Origin of the sequence: Xenorhabdus sp. BG5, from assembly GCF_015163665.1 — a bacterium.
GTDB lineage: Bacteria > Pseudomonadota > Gammaproteobacteria > Enterobacterales > Enterobacteriaceae > Xenorhabdus.
Genome location: NZ_JADEUG010000008.1, coordinates 13,510 through 31,736 on the forward strand (window position 1 = coordinate 13,510; position 18,227 = coordinate 31,736).

Sequence of the window (18,227 nt, forward strand, 5' to 3'; positions counted from 1 at the left end):
TCAGCCAATCTGAATCGATAGCATACTTAAAGAGCCGTCTTCAATCCCTTCAACTGGTGTTGAAATTGGCTCTTTTTTATTCCATGTCCCCATCACATACAACAACGGCAAGAAATGTTCTGGTGTTGGGTTAGACAATTGTCCATCTTCCCTGTCCAAAGCATTAAACAGAGGATGAGGCTCTTCCACGCTGGTTAAACTTTCACGCACAAACTGCTCAAAAGAGAGTGCCCAGGGAAAAGGTTCTGCTCCTAATTTTTCGGCCGGCAGGTTATGCACAATATTCCCACTGCCCATGATTAAGACGCCTTCTTCTCGCAGTAAAGCTAATTTTTTACCTATTTCATAATGAAAAGAAGCAGGTTGATTACGATCCATGCTCAGTTGGACAACCGGAATATCGGCATCAGGATACATTTTTGCCAATATTCCCCAAGATCCATGATCCAATCCCCATTTTTCAAAATCAGTCTCGACCTCAATCGGTTCAAGGATATCCTGTACCAATACAGCAAGTTCAGGGAAACCTTTAGCCGGATACTGTTTTTCATGCAGTTCTCTGGGAAAGTTACCAAAATCGTGGATAGTTCTGGGCTGTGCCATCGTTGTCACGGCTATACCATTCGTGTACCAGTGAGCAGAAATCACCAGAATCGCCCTTGGCCTGGGTAATTTCTTCCCCAGTTCAAACCAAGCACGCGAGTAACAGTTATCTTCAATGGCATTCATTGGGCTGCCATGACCAATAAATAGAGCAGGCATTCTCAGGAGACTCATTTTCGCCCCTTATACAGCAAATTAAACATTCGAATAATGAATTCGGATTATGATAAAAAAATTATGACAGGATTCAGACATTCCTTCCTTGAATATCGTCAATCAAAAATGATGGCGTGCCTTAGAAATATTGAAAGGCTACAGGGTGCGGACTGTAGCCTTTCAAAGTACATGCGTGTGTCTCCCAGTATTCAGTATTATTTAGGGATCCTTTTAAAACCCGTTAGCTGGCTTCCTTTGCCATTTTTAAACGGTAATCTACCAAATCCTCAATAGTGACTACCGGCATATTATGCTGCTTTGCGAATTCAATCACTTCAGGGGCTCGAGCCATTGAACCATCGTCATTCGTCAATTCACATAATACTCCCGCTGGTTTGAACCCCGCCATTTTGACCAAATCAATGGTCGCTTCGGTATGACCGCGACGGGTTAAAACCCCTCCCGGTTGCGCGCGCAGAGGAAAAACGTGTCCAGGTCGGCTCAGCTCGTTGGGTTGTGCGTCATCTGCAATAGCGGCCTGGATCGTGGTGATGCGATCTGCCGCAGATACACCGGTTGTTACGCCTTGTGCAGCTTCAATTGAGACGGTGAAAGCAGTTTGATATTGGCTTGAATTGTTTTCCACCATCATGGGCAGTTTTAACTGCTGACGGCGCTCTTCGGTCAAGCACAGGCAAACAATTCCACTACCGTGGCGGATAGTTAATGCCATTTGCTCTACCGTCATAGTTTCAGCGGCGAAAATCATGTCACCTTCATTCTCACGATCTTCGTCATCCAGTACCATCACGCCCTGACCCGCACGCAAAGCAGCAAGCGCACGTTCAACACGTTCAAATGGCGTCCCATATGAGGAAAGTAGCGTCTGATTCATGGTAAAGAAACCTCTTTAACTGTATGGATTACCAGAATCAGGGCAATTTTGAGGAGTTCGTGCTGCACGAAAATACGGCAACAGAAACAACAGACGAGCGCAAGCACTCGATTGATGCTGTTATTCTCTCCCATCCGGACTATCACCGTCGGCTCCAGAATCACACTGGATCTGCTGACCTCTGCTTTATCCCCCAAAACAACAAAGGGATAATGACGACAAACAGAGCGCTCGCGGGCTGCATAAAATGATTATTCGACATTTTACGTTACCGCCGGTAGGGACTTTCACCCTGCCCTGAGATAAACGATTTCACTATAGCGCTAATAATCGGCAGGAGCAATCAACAAAATCAAATATGAAACCTGGCTCTCAATCATTTATGCTTTCGTCATAGGGTATTAAAATACTGCCAATACCGTTACGCTATAAAACATCATTACATTATATAAAGGATGATCACCATGCTCGATCCAAAGAAAATTGAACAAATAGCCCGCCAACTCCACAACGCCATGCCGAAAGGTGTCAAAGAATTTGGCGATGATGTGGAAAAAAAATTGCGTACCGTTTTGCAATCCCAGTTGAGCAAGTTGGATCTTGTTAACCGCGAAGAATTTGATGTACAGACACAAGTCTTGTTGCGCACCCGTGAAAAACTGGCGGCAATGGAACAACGCCTGAATGAATTGGAAGCTCGCCTTGAAGAAACAGGCAAGAAAACTCAGCAGGCTGAATAATGTGGCAAGAGAGAATGCCATGAAAAAAATTGCGTGAGGGGATATGCCGCTATGCACCAAAAAGCATAACGGCACATGATACCAAACTTACTGGCTCTTAATGGTTTTGATGATATTAGTCGTTGAAATACCCTCTTCGAAGTTTAATACCATAACTTCGCCACCCGCAGCCCAAATCTCTTCACTACCGGCAATCTCTTCCGGATTGTAATCACCGCCTTTGACCAAAATATCCGGCAGGATATCCGCGATTAAGCGCTGCGGTGTATCTTCCTCAAATGCCACAACCCAGTCCACAGATTCCAGCGCTGATAACACTGTCATACGTTGTTCCAGCGGATTCACCGGGCGGGTTTCCCCTTTCAGGCGCTTAGTGGATGCATCGCTATTAACGGCAACGATCAAACGATCACCCAATTTACGGGCGTTGGATAGGTAAGAAACGTGTCCCGCATGGAGGATATCAAAACAGCCATTCGTCATGACAATCCGTTCACCACGCTGACGCGCCTGTGCAACGGCTTCTTTCAGTTTGGCTTCACTCATTACGCCAAATCCAGTTTCTGCACGTCCACGCACCGCATTTTCCAGCTCAACCGGCGACACAGTGGACGTTCCTAATTTGCCAACCACCACTCCCGCGGCCGCATTGGCAAGGTAACAGGCTTCGTTTAACGGCTTACCCGCAGCTAATGCCGTTGCCAATACGCCTATCACCGTATCTCCTGCACCGGTAACATCAAAGACTTCCTGTGCCTGAGTTGGCAAATGCAAAGGCGGCTGTCCAATTTGCAATAAACTCATGCCTCGTTCAGAACGTGTGATCAACAGCGCTTTTAGATCCAAATCCTGCACCAGCTTCATGCCTTTCTGCACCAGATCATCATTATCCTTGCAGTGTCCTACAACGGCTTCAAACTCTGACATATTTGGTGTCAACAATGTCGCACTACGATAGCGGCTAAAATCGCTGCCTTTTGGATCGATAAGCACAGGAACATTAGCTTCATTGGCGAGCTTAATCATCGCCTGAATCTGGCTTAGCGCCCCTTTAGCGTAATCCGACAGTACCAAAGCGCCAATATGAGGCAAGGATTGCTGAATTTTTTCCAGCATCGGCTGGGCATCTATATTCTGGAAACCCTCTTCAAAATCCAGACGCAATAATTGTTGATTACGCGATAAGACGCGCAGTTTCGTAATTGTTGGATGAGTTGGGACAGAAACAAAATCACAACGGACTTTCACACTGCTGAGTTTCTCACTCAACGCCCGCGCGGCATCATCAATGCCCGTCAAACCGACCAAACGTGAATTCGCCCCCAAAGAAGCAATATTCATGGCGACGTTAGCCGCACCCCCAGGGCGCTCTTCTATGGTTTCTACCTTAACCACCGGAACCGGTGCTTCCGGTGAAATGCGGCTAGTTGGGCCATACCAATAGCGATCTAACATCACATCACCAACAACCAAAACACCTGCGCGGTGAAAATCCGGGAGGGTTACTTTCATCCCATGCTCCAAGTATCAAAATAAACTGTTGCGGATATTACCATAACCAGACTTAGTGCCAGTAAACGCGATCAGGAAAAACTGCATCAGCCGCGTTACTCCAACCATTTTTGCCAGCTATCACGTACCAATGCTTGCTGCTGGCTGAAATGTCCAACTGGAACCCGACTGGATAACGCTTGCAACGCTAAATCATGCAATTCATCACGCATGGTAATGTAAGCCTGTGTCAGCGCCATCGCCTCCTGCTCATCCATAATATTATGCTGCGCCATTAATTCGAAAATTCGCACATTATCAGACCAACGCGTCAAGCTGGCATTTTCTGGTGCATAACGCAGAACCTGATACTGAGCAATAAACTCAATATCCGTAATCCCCCCCGGATCAGCTTTGATATCAAATTGATCTTGCTGATGACTGCCCAAGTGCCGATGCATTTTTTCTCGCATCTCACGCACCTGTTGGCGCAAAAGATCGGGATCACGAGGAAGGCATAATGTTTCACGACGAATGCGCTCAAAATCATGGCGCATTTTCTCATCACCGAAAACCATGCGTGCACGAACCAGCGCCTGATGTTCCCAGGTCCACGCTTCATTTTTTTGGTAATCATCAAAGGCTTCAAGGGTACTGACCAACATGCCCGATTCACCGGATGGCCGCAAACGGGCATCAACGTCATACAATACTCCCGACACAGTTCGGGTACTGAACAAATGCAGAATGCGTTGAGTAAGGCGCAAATAAAATTGGCGAGCCTCAATGGAACGGGCACCGTCTGTCATCACTCCCATTGGGCAATCCAGCAAGAACACCAGATCCAAATCAGAGCTATAGCCCAGTTCCCAGCCACCTAATTTACCATAACCAATAATGGCAAAGCCCAACCCCTGCCGCTGGGATAAATGAGTGGGGGTGCCATAGCGTTTTACCATTTGGTTCCACGCCAGCCGTACAACAGCCTCAATAATCGCTTCCGCCAGATAAGTCAGATGATCACTTACCTTCATCACAGGCAAGACGCCTGCAATATCTTCTGCTGCGATCCGCAATAGTTGTGCCTGCTTAAATTGACGTAAAGCCTCCAGCAATTGCTCTTCATCATCCTCAGGGAGCCGCAATAAATATTGATAAAGCTCATCACGATAAGCTTCCATCGGCAAAGGTTGGTACAGCGATTTGGGATCGAGCAGCTCATCCAGCAACAACGGATGACGGGCAAGCTGGCTGGCGATCATCGGAGAAGCAGCACAGAGCCGGATAACATGAATCATGACCTGTTCTGATTCCAGCATCAGCTCTAAATAAGTCGTGCGACTGACGATACTGAGCAACAAGGAAGTAATCCGTACCAAAACAATATCGGCATCTTCCCTGGCTGCAATTTTTGCCAACATACGTGGCATCAACTGGTCAAGTACATCTCTCCCCCGTGGGCCAATGGTGCGCTTACTGACGTCCTGACGGAAAAGCGTCATTACCTCAAGCATTTTCCGGGCTTTTTCTTTATCAAGATGAGGGATCAATGCGATAAGTTCATCTGTATTCAAAGCTTCCTGCCATAAGCTCTTGAATGGAATATGGCTTGGCTCTTCGTTATGCTCTTCTTCATCGCCAATCAATTGTTGGAAAATACCTCGCACCGCACCCATTTTACGTTCGGTTTCTGCCATCAATTCATCCCAATTGGCAAAATTCATGCCCCAAGAGAGACGGGCACGATCCAACTCGTTATCCGGTAAGGTTTGCGTTTGTTGGTCACGAATAGATTGCAGCAAGTTTTCAAGCCGCCGTAAAAACAGATAACTTTCCTCAAGCTGCTTTAGCTGTTCCATTGGCAATAAAGCCAACTCATTGATAGCCTTCAATGTCGGCAACAAAGAACGCGATTGCAGGCTCGGCTCCCTTCCTCCACGGATAAGCTGAAAAACTTGGGTGATAAACTCAATTTCACGAATTCCACCCGCGCCTAATTTAATATTGTCTTTTAATCCCCGACGCCGGACTTCTCGTTCAATCATGCCTTTCATGTTGCGCAAAGATTGAATTGCACTGAAATCGATATAACGACGGAAAACGAATGGCCGCAACATCTGGCGCAATTCCTGACAATAAACCTGATCATCATTGCCCAAAATACGCGCTTTCACTAAAGCATAACGCTCCCAGTCACGCCCTTGTTCCTGATAATAATCTTCCAATGCCGGAAAGCTGAATACCAAAGGGCCACTGTCACCAAATGGACGTAATCTCATATCAACACGATAAACAAATCCGTCTACGGTTTGTTGATCCAGTGCCTTAATTAATTTCCGCCCCAATCGGGTAAAGAACTGGGAATTATCCATTTCTCGACGCCCACCTTGCGTTACGCCATTTTCTGGATAAGCAAAAATGAGGTCAATGTCAGAGGAAAAATTAAGCTCTCCACCCCCCAATTTTCCCATGCCCAAAATCAGTAGCGGCTGTGCCACTCCATCACTATTGGCAGGCGTTCCCCAATCCTGACAACAACGCAGATAAAGCCAATCACGGGCGGCGATAATCAAGGTTTCAGCCAACATGTTTAATTGCTGCAATGTCTGTTCTGTCGTACTGCTTTGCAGTGCCTGCGACCATGCAATCCTGACCAGGATCCGATGGCGGAAAAGACGTAAGCATCGCATTAAACCATTTTCATCATTTACCGCCAGCAGCGCTTGTGCCAGCCAATGGGAATAATGTTGCCACTCTTCCGGTTGGGGCGGATTTTGGCGAATATCCTCTAGCCATGCCGGATGTGATAACACATTTTCTGTCACAAACTCACTCAATGACAACACCGCCTGTTCATCAGGTGAAAAGGGCATTATTGTCTCCCCTAATGGCGGATGATTTGCAACGATATGCTGTAATTGTTGGGCTAAAGGTGATGAAAGTGGCCGCATAACGGGTTTTTCCTTATGACCGTTTTTTGAATAACAAAAAGGGAATTATCGGGACTGAGCCAGCAACCACTGCATTAACGCCAGCTTACATTGCAACCAAGAAGCGCTATAACACAATGTTTCAGCCTCCGCATTGTTCATGGATAAAGCCGCTGTTAATTCCAGCAATAAATCCAGAACCGGTAAACATTCAGTCTGTCTTTCAATCAACTTTATCATCCACTGTAAAACCTGCGCTAATCCCGTTTTACCTTCTGGCAACCCCGCCAGCCATTGTTCTTCTTGCTCCTGCCATTGCGCCAAAATTTCAGGCAAAAGCACAGACAATGACTGCCGCCATTCCAATTCTTTCGGTAATTTTGGTGATGTGTTATGGGATAAACCCTGAACAAGTGCATATCCCCGTGCCGCCTTGCTTTGATTTGCTAAACGCAGGCCATTTTGCGAAGCCAGTCTGTTTGCCAATGACAAAATATCGATGATATTTCCATTTTTTAGCTCCAGTTCAAACTCACAAATAGGTGATGTTTGATCTCCTGAATCTTTATTGCCCGAAAAAATAGCACCTTGATCCAGTACCACTTCAATTTCGCTTTCTCTATAGGTCACAAGCCATTTTTCACGGTTAAAATCGGTACTGAATAATTCCGTCAATTGTGTCTGTAGATAGGCGAGATCGGTCTTTTCAGGCCAGATAGTGGCGGGAAACAATGTCAGGTCTAATTTAGGTTGGTGCAAAGGGATATTGAATTCAGGACGTTGGTGTAACCCACCTATCACTTTACCCGCGGTTTTGATGGTCATCTCATAGTGTCCGTCGAAACCACGGATACGCAACCCCATATCCCAACGCCGCAATTGATTATCAGGCGTCTCAAAATAAATATTAGTCAGGTGTTGTGGCGAAGTGTAATCATGAGGAAATTGCAATAACTGCTGGCGAACTGCCGGTATCGCATCAGGCTTCACGGACAGTTTCAATTCTATTTCTACAGAACTCATATTTTTTTATTCCTCAATGGATATTACAGAATTTTTTTCTTAATCCTGTTCACACTTTCTTTCACAGAAGAAAACTTTTCACAGAAGAGAAAAATAAACCACAATAGGGTGTTATCTCAACAAACATCACTTTCACTTCGCCAAAAAAAACCGCAAAAGGCGTGTATTCGGCCAGTTGATATCGCATTCATTCTGGTTTACTGATTGCACCCACAAACTTAACTCTTTACTATCCTTTGAGTAGTTTAAATTACGATTAGTCCATACTTGATTGATCCATACACAGAGAACAGTTGAGCACAGAATGCAAAAACTACATCGATTATTTATCTTGTTATTGAGTTTTACTCTTCCATTATCCGTACACGCTGAAGAAAAACGCTATGTTTCCGATGAATTATCAGCTTACATTCATAGCGGCCCAAGCACTAAAAACCGTATCATTGGCTCATTGAGTGCCGGCGAAGAAGTCACATTAGTCAGCCCTAAATCAGATAATGGTTTCCTGCAAATTCAGGATCGCAAAGGGCGTACAAGCTGGATACTTGCAAGTGAACTCAGCGCCGTTCCAAGCCTGCGGGAACATCTTCCTGCAATGGAACAAAAGATCAAAACACTGACTGAGAATCTGGCCACCATTGACGATAAATGGAATAAGCGTACCGCTGAATTGCAGAACAAAGTGGCAAACAGCGATAAGATCATCAGTGATCTGAAAAAAGAGAATGCCCAGCTCCAGAGTAAATTAACCGTGGCTGAGAAAAAGGTCGAAGTTGCCAATTTGCAGTTGGATGAGAAACAAAGAGAGATCATCTTGCAGTGGTTTGCCTATGGCGGTGGAGTTGCGGGAATTGGCCTGATTTTGGGGCTTATATTGCCACACATTATTCCTCGCCGGAAAAAGAAAGATCGTTGGATGAGCTGATTGAAGGAAACAAGCGTGAAAGTCTATTTGGTTGGCGGCGCCGTTCGCGATCAATTATTAGGTTTACCCATTACCGAACGGGACTGGGTTGTCGTTGGCAGCAACCCAGAGGATCTGCTGTCTCAGGGGTATCAACAAGTTGGGAAAGACTTCCCTGTTTTCCTGCACCCTATGACCCATGAAGAGTACGCGCTGGCACGCACTGAAAGGAAATCCGGTCAGGGATATACCGGTTTTACCTGTTATGCGGCCCCCGATGTGACGCTGGAAGAAGATCTGCTGCGCCGTGATTTAACGATTAACGCTATTGCACAAACTCGTGAAGGCGAATTAATCGATCCCTATCATGGTGCCCATGATCTCAACAATCGTATTTTGCGCCATGTTTCCTCTGCGTTTGCAGAAGATCCATTACGTGTGCTGCGTTTGGCTCGTTTTGCGGCTCGTTTTGCCCATCTAGGCTTTTCAATTGCACCAGAGACGCAAGCACTCATTACAGAGATGGTCACAAGTGGTGAATTATCCTCATTAACACCTGAGCGCGTTTGGCGAGAAACGGAAAAGGCGCTCACTTCACAATCACCACAAATCTATTTTCAGATTCTGCGTGATTGCGGAGCGTTAGCTGTACTCTTTCCTGAAATAGATAACCTGTTTGGCGTTCCTCTGCTTGAACATGATACCGGGCTTCATTCATTGCGGGTTTTGCAAATATCCACCCAATTGAGCGAAGAGACAGACATTCGTTTCGCCTCACTATGTAGCCATATCGCAATAATGCCACTGAAACAAATGTGCGAACGACTGCGCATTCCCAATGCGGAACGCGACTTGGCCACAATTGTGACGCAATATCACCATTGGGTACATACCGTAGAACAATTGTCGCCAGAAACCCTGCTGAACTTGTTTAATGCCGTGGATGGCTGGCGCAAGCCGCAGCGCATGGAACAATTGATTATCTGTAGTGAAGCAGACAACCGTGGATACCCAGGTGCGGAAACCGCGCCTTATCCACAAGCTGATTATTTACGCGAAGTGTTTGCGATTGCCAGTCAAGTCAGCGTTCAGGAAGTGATTGCCCGTGGATTTCAGGGTGCTGAGATTCGCACAGAATTGGAACGTCAACGACACATTGCCATCGCAGACTGGAAACAACAATCGACTGATTAAATTCATCCATCGATTTAGCGTCCCAAGCCATTCATTAAATTGGGACGCTTTTTCAATTAGCCCGCACTTCGCTCAATCACTACGCCGACACTTTTTGCATGTGCAACCGCACCTGGTTTACTGACCTTAACCTTGACCCAAGGAGAGTGAAATTGGTGTAGCAAAATACCGGCCACTTCTTCTGCAACTCGTTCGACCAAAGCAAAACGTTGGCCTGCCACATGATTAATTATCGCCTCACTCACCTTGGCATAATCCAGACAGTGTTCAACATTATCACTGGAAGAGGCTCGTTTGTTATCCCATCCCATTTCGATATCGAACACTAATTTCTGTTTAATTGTTTGTTCCCAGTCATAAACACCAATAGTGGTAATCACGGTTAATTCTTCAATAAATACGATATCCATCACGACCTTTTCCCCATTTTTCGGTTCGCCAGATACCACTTCCGACGAAATGTGCGTATTATCCATTGTTAGACTTAAGAAAACGACCCTTATTCATTGGAGATATCTTATGAGTGCAATCGCGCTTGGCATGATCATCTTCGCGTACTTATGTGGCTCTCTATCCAGCGCGATATTGATCTGCCGTTTGGCAGGGCTTCCCGATCCCCGTCAGCATGGTTCCGGCAACCCTGGGGCAACAAATGTACTGCGCATTGGTGGTAAATGGGCTGCATTGGCAGTGCTGGTTTGTGATGTCCTAAAAGGGCTAATACCGGTTTGGCTGGCATACAAACTCAACGTTTCCCCATTTTATTTAGGTATTACCGCTATTGCTGCCTGTCTGGGACATATTTATCCCATCTTCTTCCATTTCAAGGGAGGGAAAGGCGTTGCAACTGCTTTCGGTGCCATTGCTGCCATCGGTTGGGATCTGATGGGATTGATCGCAGGGACATGGGTACTAACAGTGCTGTTAAGCGGCTACTCCTCATTGGGTGCCATCGTCAGTGCATTAATTGCACCTTTTTACGTCTGGTGGTTCAAACCTGAATTCACTTTTCCCGTTGCCATGCTGTCATGTCTGGTACTTGTACGTCATCACGATAATATTCAACGTCTGTGGCGAGGGCAGGAAAGCCGCATCTGGCAGAAATTGAAAAAGAAACAGACAATGACCGATAAAGAGAAAACTCAAGCAGCTAAAGAGCAAGAGGAATGACATGGACAAAGCCTATGGAATCACTTGTTTATCATAGCGTCAGCAAAATTTTCAGCTTTCCGTGTCACCGGGTTAATACTTTGCCCGGTAACACGAAGAAGGCAAACACAGCGCGTCAGAATTATCCTCTACAATAAGAAAAACTCCCTTGCATTTGGAGCCGTATTTTATGGATAAGATACTGTCTATTTCATAGACGGATATGGTCTGGAAAAAATTTTGTGTATTAACATCCGCCAATTTTTTAGCGGATTAAATTATTATTAGTGAATTATTTCCAGATGCAGTCTTGTTTTTCTTCATCATAAGCTTTCTTATTTTCCTCAAAACTAATATATTTGTTTTGTTTATTTCTATATGTGAATCCAGTATATTTATCACCTTTTAATTCAACAAGATAAGATCCACCTGGCTTTCCATTGATCATTTCATTCCATAATATATACAGACATATCATTTTCAACTAATATTGTAAATTCATCATCATTAAGAATGATAGGTATGGATTGATCGGATTTTTCATATTTAACATAGCCAAAAGCATCATCATACCCATGTATTTTTGAAATCAGGTTAACAAACTTTATATTTATTGGCTTTTTTCCATGAAAAGTAAAACATCCTACATTAGTAGTCCATTCATTATCAGACCATTCAGAAGAAAAAGAATCGTAACATAACATAACCAGAGATAAAAAAATAATTTTCTTAATCATTTCAATTTCCTTCCAAAGCAATAATTTTTTTATTTATGTAATTCAGAACGTCAGAGTATTCTAACTTCAAGATGCGTGTGATTTCTCCCCCGCTTCGCGGGGAAAAATCAAGTTTCATATCGTGTTGTAAATTACAACTTGAAGTTTAATACGTATAGTTATTCGTAAGGTCAGTTTATTTTACATACTCACCAACAAAATTAATTAACCAATTAAATCCAATTTTTGCCTAATTTGATCACTTTTCAACCCAACGTCTTTTTTATTTTAAGATGACAATAAAACACAATAAATATTGTAAAAGTCACCACATTGATGAGAAACACCCCACATTAGGGGCGCTGTTAATTATATGAATTCACCCTAGCATTTCATAAAGCTTCTTAATTTCCTTTCTCCAGCTCTCCTGATTTTTCGGCTTCTGGTGCTTCGGTTTTCTTGCTAAATCCTGCGCCAGATTTTGCTCCAACACCACAATGCGTTGCAGGATCTCTTCCTCATCGGCTAATGTTTCCACCCCATCAAGCGTGCTTTCCTGCTCCTTAACCACTGCTTTTTGATAAGGGATCACTTTTTCATTCAGAAACTGATAATACCCTTCACTGGATGTGACTTCTTCCAGTTTGCCATTTTTAATCAGCCAAAAACGATTGGCGACGTTATCAATAAATGCCCTATCATGCGAAGTGATTAATATCGTCATCTCGTTATTAATCAATTCATTCTCCAATTCCATTTTGCCAAAAATATCCAGGTGGTTTGTGGGTTCATCGAGGATCAGGAAATTGTGTTTATTTAATTTCAAGATCAAAAACATTAACCGGGAACGTTCGCCGCCACTTAATCGCCCCACCCGTTGGTTAAAATCGGCATATTTAAAGCCTGTTGCAATCAGTTGCTGTTTACAGGTGATATTATCGATATTCGGCGTGTTATTTCTGACTGCATCAAAGATCGATTCGTTTAGCGGAATTTTTTCCAACTCCTGATCGAGATAGCCCATATTACACTGCGGGGAGAAAATATTTCTGCTCTGGTTATAGGCTTCGACAAGCGTGTGAATCAAGGTGGATTTCCCCACGCCATTATCACCTAATAAGGCGATTCTATCGCCCGGCCGGATATACACGCCATTAATCGAAAATAAAGGCGTAAATTGTCCATCCTGATGATAACCAATCCATTTTTCCCCGATTTGCAGCATATTTTTCGACTTGATCGAGTCGGCATCCAATGTTAATCGGTAGGTTTCCCCTTCGGTTATTTTGGTTTTACTTTTTTCGAGTTTTTCCGCCCGTTTTTCCATCGATTTGGCTTTTCTGGCAAACTTTTCGTTATCGTGGATTTTTCCCCACAATGCCAAACGCTTGGCACTTTCCTGTATGCGCTGAATGTTCTTTTCTTCCGCTTTCAAACGTAAAGCATCCGCTTCATCTTTTTCTTGCAAAGCAATAAATGCCTGGCTGAATGGCAGGGAAAACGATGTCAATTGTTGGTCACGCAAGAAAATCGTCTGGTTGGTGACGTTATCCAGAAAGTTTCGGTCGTGGGAAACGATAATAAACGCGCTCTTTAGGCTGTTATTAAAAAAATCCTCGAAAAATTTCAGGGTATTGGCATCCAAATGGTTACTGGGTTCGTCAAATAAAATAATATCGGGTTCGACAATCGCACTCATGGCAAACATCAATTTTGTTTTTTGCCCACCACTGAGATCAGCAACTTTTGTCGTAAAATCAGCATCCTGAAAGCCAAAATCATAAAGCATGGATACCGCTTTGTAATCACCATATTCATCTATTTGTTTTACTTTTTGGGAAATAGCTTCAAGTAAAGTCATCTCAAGCAATGCGTCATCAATAAACTGAGAAACCATCTCCAATCTCAAACCATTAGCATATTCGATTACCCCATCATCCGGCTTTTCAATACCAGCTAGTAACTTAAGTAAATGGGTTTTTCCCGTGCCGTTATAACCAACCAAAGCAATTTGGTCATTTTCTTTAATAGTTATGGAGAGATTGTTAAATAACGGCTTTGAATTAATGCTAAAGTTAACTTTATTACAATGAATCAGCGTTGACATCTTTATGTCCCCATCGTAAGACCTTTATTAATCTCAAGATATTGATTATTTTCAGTCAAAACTTATATCTTCAAAGAAAAATTAGGTCAAGTTTTCATTATAATAAATGAAGGTATAACTACGCGATTTTTTTGTATCTTAATGTGATTATTTACTTGATTAACTAACTTATAAAAATAAACGCTACTCATATTAATGAGCAGTGTTTATTTTTATTTATTACCACGTTATTTCATCTCCCTATATACCAATCCAACTTCAAGATGCGTCTTATATTTCCCCGCTGCACGGGGAAATATAAGACCTCGCCTCTTCTTGCGGATTGCAACTTGAAATTTATTGAGTGTATAAAGAAATACCCCCTCAAAATGGAATGGCCGCTTTTAAGAAAATTTGAGAACCTGATGGGCGATTACTGACGACAAAATCTTTTTGCCACTTCAAAGCAACCAGCCAGCCTTTATCATTGGCATAGCGAATGGAAGGACCGAAACCCACAGCCCTTGCTTTACCCTGTGCGGAGTTTGAGCCACTATCATTCGTGACCTGCTGAAAAGCATAGCCGCCAACGCCCACGACCAAACCGTTGCCAAATCCCCAACCCAACGCATAATCTGCATGTAGTGCCTGGCCGGAGGTCGTTTTAGTGTCCTTGTTGCGGAAGTTGACATCATACATCACTTTTAAATCCGCATTGATGCCGTCAACAGGGAAATAGCTGATCGCCCAGACGGGTTGAGCTGTCCAATAGTTTTTTCCCAGGCTGGAAAGATCGTTGCGGTCATAGTGACCTGTCGGCACATTGACATTCAAGCCAATAACATAAGCTAAATCAGGCGCGGGATGGTAGCCCAAGGCAGGGCCGACGGTGATATCCCCTATCCCTTTGCTGTTGTCATGTTTGCCAGCAGCATCAGCGGTGACATCCAATAATGGCACGATAGCATGATAAGCCAGCTGGCCACCAAAAACTTGCTTCTCGGTCACCCATACCAATCGAGGGGCAAGGACGTTCACGTTGACTTTAAAACCAGGAACAGGGATCAAATCGCCGTGATTGCCCCTAAGCTTGGTATAGTGAATATTACCACCATAAAACAGGGCATGAATGCCTGCGGGCGGTAAAGCACCGGACAAGTAATTATCCAGTCCATCGGGATAGGCGCCAACACCACCTTCTGTTGCCATAGCGGAATGACTTACCACAGCTAAAAAACCTAGCAGTGATAAAACCACTGCATAAAAGAGCCGTCTGAATTTTGACGTCATATAATCCTCCTCTCTGTAAGAGATGAATTGATAAAAAATGAAATGATTGGCTATTTTGATCGGCGTCGCGCAAGTCGGCGGGCGACAAGATAGCCGGAAGTCCCACTTAATCCGGGACCTGGATGGGTTGAAGCCCCAATATGAAATACGTTACGGACTGGAGTTTGATGCGCCTTAGCACCTTGCGCAGGGGCAAACGGACGCAGCCAGAAAAATTGATCAGGTGAGCAAATGCCTGAGTAGGGATCTCCCCCTGACAAGTTACAGTTCAATGCCTGTAAGTCCGCCGGAGAATAAGCTTTGCGGCCAACAATTGAGGATGAAAAACCCGGCATCACGGTTTCCAGACGGGCCTGTACCCGATCCGCAACCGCTTCGCTAATAGCTTCATTCCAGTTGCCATCGGCAGGAATGGGAATTTCTCCCAAAGCATCGCCTTTTAGCTGCGTGGGCAATTCCTGCATTTGAATCCACAAAATCCAACCGCCTTTTGGCGCACGGGAAGGATCAAGGGCGGTCGGCTGCCCTATCGCCAGTGTCGGATGGCTGGGCAGATAACCATTATTAGCCTGTGTCACGGATAAACAAACTTGTTCCATACTCTCCGTTAAATGAACCAGTGGCACATGGCACAATTCAGGCTCACACCACGGCGGTGGGGCGTTCAAGGCAAAATGAACCTGCATTCCCCCGCGCCCATAACGATAGTTGCGTGCTTGTTGCAAGAGAGTATCGGGAACCCTATCCAGCAAGTGACCATAAAGCTGTTGGGGGGTTACATTGCAGACTATCGCCTCGCTGGCGTGATAAACCTGCCCCGCAACCATCACACCAGAAGCACGACGTTTTTTTCCCTGCCCTTGGGTGATGATACGGTCAACTTGGGCATGGGTAATAAGCTGGCCGCCGTGTTGCTTAATGATCCCTGTTAACGCTTCTACCATGCGCATACTGCCACCTTTTACCACCGGCATCCCGCCAGCAACCACGGCAGCAAAAGTAAGCTTACCTATCAAGGCGGAGCTGGCATCATCCGGTCCTAATCCCGTATGCAATACCCACGGTGCCAGCAGAGCGCGGCTAAAATCAGATTGTAATTCACGTTCAGCCCAGCGCCGGAAAGTTTCCAGTGAACTGCCGACAAACCCAGCCAATCCATCCAGGCCGCGTTTGCGCCATTCAGAGAACAATAATTTGAGTATCCCGCAACCATAGGGATTTTGCCCTAATAAGCCAAAGATCAGTGCCGCATCATCATGGAAGATTTGCTGTGCCATACGACGTAATGTCTCTCCGTCACCTGCGGCGATTTCATCAAGCCGCAAAGCTGAGGCCAGAATATCGTGCTTTAAGGCAATTCCCTTGCCATTAGGTTGTACCCACCCCGTTGAATAATCGCTGTGCAGAAATTCCAAACCTGCCCTCTCCAATTCAGGCTTGAGTTCCTGATAGGCTGGGCTACCTAAAAACAATGGATACCAACAAGAGAGCACATCATGGGTATAACCGGAAAAAAGTTCTTCCGTGCGAATACAGCCACCAGGTACGGCATTGCGTTCCAGTACCAAGACCGATTTACCCCACGTTGCCAACAAAGCGGCACATACCAACGAGTTGATGCCACTGCCGACAACGATCACTTGTGGCCTGGAATCTGTCATGATATCGCTCCAGAGAAAGATTCAACCAATGCCAGAACGCGCAACGGGCTTCCCGAACCGCCGCCAATTTTGAGGGGAGCCGCAATAATGACCGCCCCTGTGGGAGGCAACAAATCGAGATTTTTCAGGCACTGCAAGCCATATTTATTCGCCCCGTGCATTAACATGTGGCAGGGATACGCCACTGGCCAGGCATACGATTGCCCCGCATCCGTATTAATGGTTTCTACCCCGAACCCTCGAATATCCCGCTCGTGGATCAACCATTCCACCGCTTCCTGACTGGGTCCGGGTGTGTGGGCACCATCATCATGCAGGTTGAGAAAACGTACCGGATCGTCCGTCCATTTCGACCAATCTGTCCTGAACAACAACCATGCTCCGGCGGGAATATGACCATACTGCTCCTCCCAGGATTGTAAAAACGCAACCGTCAATATCCAGTCTGGATCTTGTGCCACCTGCTGGCTGGCATCCACCACCACGGCAGGCGCAACAAAATTATGCAAGGGAATGGTATCGACACTGTTATCCGGCTGATCTTTACCGCTGATCCAATGTATTGGCGCATCAAAATGCGTACCGGTATGCTCACCACAACTAAAATTGTTCCAGTACCAACCTGGGCCATTCTCGTCATAGTGAGAAATGCGTTCCACATTGAAGGCCCAAACTTGTCCAAATTGTTCAGGCAACTGCAAGGTCGGAAAATCCGGCGTCAATGTTTGTGTAAGGTCGATGATTTTCACACTGCCTTGATTTAACGCCGTGACAAACGCATTTAACGGACTATTCATTAATCATGCTCTCCTGAATGTTTTCCAACAGAATCATTTTTTATATTCCGTGAATATCATGCAGACCGGTGAACATACCGCCGTGAAAAACCAATGGCTTACCTTCGATACTGGCAATGCGTTTGACCTCACCGATTACCAGCAAGTGATCGCCAAGATGCGTTTGCTGGTGATTGGCACACACCAGTGTCGCTATCGCTCCGCCAATCGAAGGGATACCTTCGGGGGTTTCCTGCACCAAAATACCCTGAAATTTATTTTCTACCCGCGAACTGGCAAAATGCAGGGCCAGTTCCTGATGATCACAACTCAGGATACTGATGGTGAAATATTCGCAATCACGGAACACGGACAGATTAGGTGAATGATTGACCAAACTCCAGAGCACCAAAGGCGGCTCCAGTGAAAGTGAAGCAAATGAATTGATGGTCAACCCCACATTACGTCCCTCGGCAGTGCGAGTCGCAACAATGGCAACGCCTGTCGGATACTTCCCAAAAAGCGTGCGCAAATCTCTCGTTTCAAATTCCGTTGCACCCCATTCACCATCAAACAGCGGCATTTGGTTATTCAGGGAAGTTATGCTCATATT

Annotated in this window: 17 protein-coding genes and 1 riboswitch; of the genes, 4 read left to right on the plus strand and 13 right to left on the minus strand. The window is 45.1% G+C overall.

All coding sequences use genetic code 11. The annotated features are described in order from the left end of the window. Both ygiD and ribB read right to left on the minus strand, forming a co-directional pair. On the minus strand, positions 1 to 777 hold the full coding sequence (gene ygiD, locus IQ209_RS06175; RefSeq protein WP_193849980.1) for a 4,5-DOPA dioxygenase extradiol: 777 nt from the start codon (positions 775 to 777) through the stop codon (positions 1 to 3). A gap of 223 nt (positions 778 to 1,000) precedes the next feature. Next, entirely contained in the window at positions 1,001 to 1,654 is a 654-nt protein-coding gene (gene ribB / locus IQ209_RS06180) for a 3,4-dihydroxy-2-butanone-4-phosphate synthase (protein ID WP_193849982.1), read from the minus strand. Between the two features lie 118 nt (positions 1,655 to 1,772). Next, positions 1,773 to 1,962, minus strand: a riboswitch (FMN riboswitch). A gap of 156 nt (positions 1,963 to 2,118) precedes the next feature. On the opposite strand from ribB, the gene IQ209_RS06185 reads away from it, so the two are divergent. Then, positions 2,119 to 2,394: an accessory factor UbiK family protein gene (locus IQ209_RS06185; RefSeq protein WP_193849984.1), complete on the plus strand. Its 276-nt coding sequence runs from the start codon at positions 2,119 to 2,121 to the stop codon at positions 2,392 to 2,394. An 87-nt stretch (positions 2,395 to 2,481) separates the two neighbouring features. Here the strand turns inward: IQ209_RS06185 and hldE are convergent, their stop codons facing one another. The 3 genes from hldE to IQ209_RS06200 form a co-directional block, all read right to left on the minus strand. Next, the gene (gene hldE, locus IQ209_RS06190) at positions 2,482 to 3,906 is read right to left on the minus strand and encodes a bifunctional D-glycero-beta-D-manno-heptose-7-phosphate kinase/D-glycero-beta-D-manno-heptose 1-phosphate adenylyltransferase HldE (RefSeq protein ID WP_193849986.1); all 1,425 of its coding nucleotides are present in this window, start codon (positions 3,904 to 3,906) and stop codon (positions 2,482 to 2,484) included. Between the two features lie 95 nt (positions 3,907 to 4,001). Then, positions 4,002 to 6,836 carry a bifunctional [glutamate--ammonia ligase]-adenylyl-L-tyrosine phosphorylase/[glutamate--ammonia-ligase] adenylyltransferase gene (gene glnE / locus IQ209_RS06195; protein WP_193849988.1) on the minus strand — a complete coding sequence of 945 codons (2,835 nt, stop codon included), beginning with the start codon at positions 6,834 to 6,836 and terminating at the stop codon, positions 4,002 to 4,004. 45 nt (positions 6,837 to 6,881) lie between these two features. Then, positions 6,882 to 7,838 (minus strand): inorganic triphosphatase, encoded by a 957-nt coding sequence (locus IQ209_RS06200; RefSeq protein WP_193849990.1) that lies wholly within the window; start codon positions 7,836 to 7,838, stop codon positions 6,882 to 6,884. 304 nt (positions 7,839 to 8,142) lie between these two features. Here IQ209_RS06200 and IQ209_RS06205 point away from each other — a divergent pair, with 304 nt between their 5' ends. Further along, on the plus strand, positions 8,143 to 8,763 hold the full coding sequence (locus IQ209_RS06205; protein ID WP_193849992.1) for a TIGR04211 family SH3 domain-containing protein: 621 nt from the start codon (positions 8,143 to 8,145) through the stop codon (positions 8,761 to 8,763). Positions 8,764 to 8,778: 15 nt separating this feature from the next. Further along, complete coding sequence (locus IQ209_RS06210; protein WP_193849993.1) at positions 8,779 to 9,936, plus strand: multifunctional CCA addition/repair protein; 1,158 nt, start codon at positions 8,779 to 8,781, stop codon at positions 9,934 to 9,936. 56 nt (positions 9,937 to 9,992) lie between these two features. On the opposite strand, the gene folB is transcribed toward IQ209_RS06210, so the two are convergent. After that, positions 9,993 to 10,346 carry a bifunctional dihydroneopterin aldolase/7,8-dihydroneopterin epimerase gene (folB, locus tag IQ209_RS06215; RefSeq protein ID WP_189760208.1) on the minus strand — a complete coding sequence of 118 codons (354 nt, stop codon included), beginning with the start codon at positions 10,344 to 10,346 and terminating at the stop codon, positions 9,993 to 9,995. Between the two features lie 109 nt (positions 10,347 to 10,455). Between folB and plsY the strand changes: the two genes are divergently transcribed. Next, the gene (gene plsY / locus IQ209_RS06220; RefSeq protein ID WP_193849995.1) at positions 10,456 to 11,106 is read left to right on the plus strand and encodes a glycerol-3-phosphate 1-O-acyltransferase PlsY; all 651 of its coding nucleotides are present in this window, start codon (positions 10,456 to 10,458) and stop codon (positions 11,104 to 11,106) included. A gap of 271 nt (positions 11,107 to 11,377) precedes the next feature. Here the strand turns inward: plsY and IQ209_RS06225 are convergent, their stop codons facing one another. The 7 genes from IQ209_RS06225 to IQ209_RS06255 all read right to left on the minus strand — a co-directional run bounded on the left by IQ209_RS06225 (position 11,378) and on the right by IQ209_RS06255 (position 18,224). Continuing rightward, positions 11,378 to 11,533 (minus strand): hypothetical protein, encoded by a 156-nt coding sequence (locus IQ209_RS06225; protein WP_193849997.1) that lies wholly within the window; start codon positions 11,531 to 11,533, stop codon positions 11,378 to 11,380. A 1-nt stretch (position 11,534) separates the two neighbouring features. Next, positions 11,535 to 11,822, minus strand: a complete 288-nt coding sequence (locus IQ209_RS06230) for a hypothetical protein (RefSeq protein ID WP_193849999.1) — start codon at positions 11,820 to 11,822, stop codon at positions 11,535 to 11,537. Between the two features lie 358 nt (positions 11,823 to 12,180). After that, positions 12,181 to 13,908, minus strand: coding sequence for an ABC-F family ATP-binding cassette domain-containing protein (locus IQ209_RS06235; RefSeq protein WP_193850001.1), 1,728 nt, complete (start codon positions 13,906 to 13,908; stop codon positions 12,181 to 12,183). Between the two features lie 363 nt (positions 13,909 to 14,271). Then, complete coding sequence (locus IQ209_RS06240) at positions 14,272 to 15,177, minus strand: transporter (protein WP_193850003.1); 906 nt, start codon at positions 15,175 to 15,177, stop codon at positions 14,272 to 14,274. 50 nt (positions 15,178 to 15,227) lie between these two features. Beyond that, on the minus strand, positions 15,228 to 16,838 hold the full coding sequence (locus IQ209_RS06245) for an NAD(P)/FAD-dependent oxidoreductase (protein WP_228005746.1): 1,611 nt from the start codon (positions 16,836 to 16,838) through the stop codon (positions 15,228 to 15,230). Beyond that, a complete protein-coding gene (locus IQ209_RS06250; protein ID WP_193850005.1) occupies positions 16,835 to 17,635 on the minus strand; it encodes a cyclase family protein in 801 nt (266 codons plus the stop codon). Before IQ209_RS06250 ends, IQ209_RS06245 begins: the two co-directional genes overlap by 4 nt. Before the next feature lie 40 nt (positions 17,636 to 17,675). Beyond that, positions 17,676 to 18,224 (minus strand): flavin reductase family protein, encoded by a 549-nt coding sequence (locus tag IQ209_RS06255; protein WP_193850007.1) that lies wholly within the window; start codon positions 18,222 to 18,224, stop codon positions 17,676 to 17,678. Between the last annotated feature and the right edge of the window lie 3 nt (positions 18,225 to 18,227).

Coding starts and splice junctions, on each gene's coding strand:
- IQ209_RS06240 (WP_193850003.1), bottom strand. CDS start 15,177: ATGACGTCAAAATTCAGACGGCTCTTTTATGCAGTGGTTTTATCACTG.
- ygiD (WP_193849980.1), bottom strand. CDS start 777: ATGAGTCTCCTGAGAATGCCTGCTCTATTTATTGGTCATGGCAGCCCA.
- glnE (WP_193849988.1), bottom strand. CDS start 6,836: ATGCGGCCACTTTCATCACCTTTAGCCCAACAATTACAGCATATCGTT.
- IQ209_RS06200 (WP_193849990.1), bottom strand. CDS start 7,838: ATGAGTTCTGTAGAAATAGAATTGAAACTGTCCGTGAAGCCTGATGCG.
- IQ209_RS06225 (WP_193849997.1), bottom strand. CDS start 11,533: ATGATCAATGGAAAGCCAGGTGGATCTTATCTTGTTGAATTAAAAGGT.
- folB (WP_189760208.1), bottom strand. CDS start 10,346: ATGGATATCGTATTTATTGAAGAATTAACCGTGATTACCACTATTGGT.
- IQ209_RS06235 (WP_193850001.1), bottom strand. CDS start 13,908: ATGTCAACGCTGATTCATTGTAATAAAGTTAACTTTAGCATTAATTCA.
- IQ209_RS06255 (WP_193850007.1), bottom strand. CDS start 18,224: ATGAGCATAACTTCCCTGAATAACCAAATGCCGCTGTTTGATGGTGAA.
- IQ209_RS06230 (WP_193849999.1), bottom strand. CDS start 11,822: ATGATTAAGAAAATTATTTTTTTATCTCTGGTTATGTTATGTTACGAT.
- IQ209_RS06250 (WP_193850005.1), bottom strand. CDS start 17,635: ATGAATAGTCCGTTAAATGCGTTTGTCACGGCGTTAAATCAAGGCAGT.
- IQ209_RS06245 (WP_228005746.1), bottom strand. CDS start 16,838: ATGACAGATTCCAGGCCACAAGTGATCGTTGTCGGCAGTGGCATCAAC.
- plsY (WP_193849995.1), top strand. CDS start 10,456: ATGAGTGCAATCGCGCTTGGCATGATCATCTTCGCGTACTTATGTGGC.
- IQ209_RS06185 (WP_193849984.1), top strand. CDS start 2,119: ATGCTCGATCCAAAGAAAATTGAACAAATAGCCCGCCAACTCCACAAC.
- hldE (WP_193849986.1), bottom strand. CDS start 3,906: ATGAAAGTAACCCTCCCGGATTTTCACCGCGCAGGTGTTTTGGTTGTT.
- ribB (WP_193849982.1), bottom strand. CDS start 1,654: ATGAATCAGACGCTACTTTCCTCATATGGGACGCCATTTGAACGTGTT.
- IQ209_RS06205 (WP_193849992.1), top strand. CDS start 8,143: ATGCAAAAACTACATCGATTATTTATCTTGTTATTGAGTTTTACTCTT.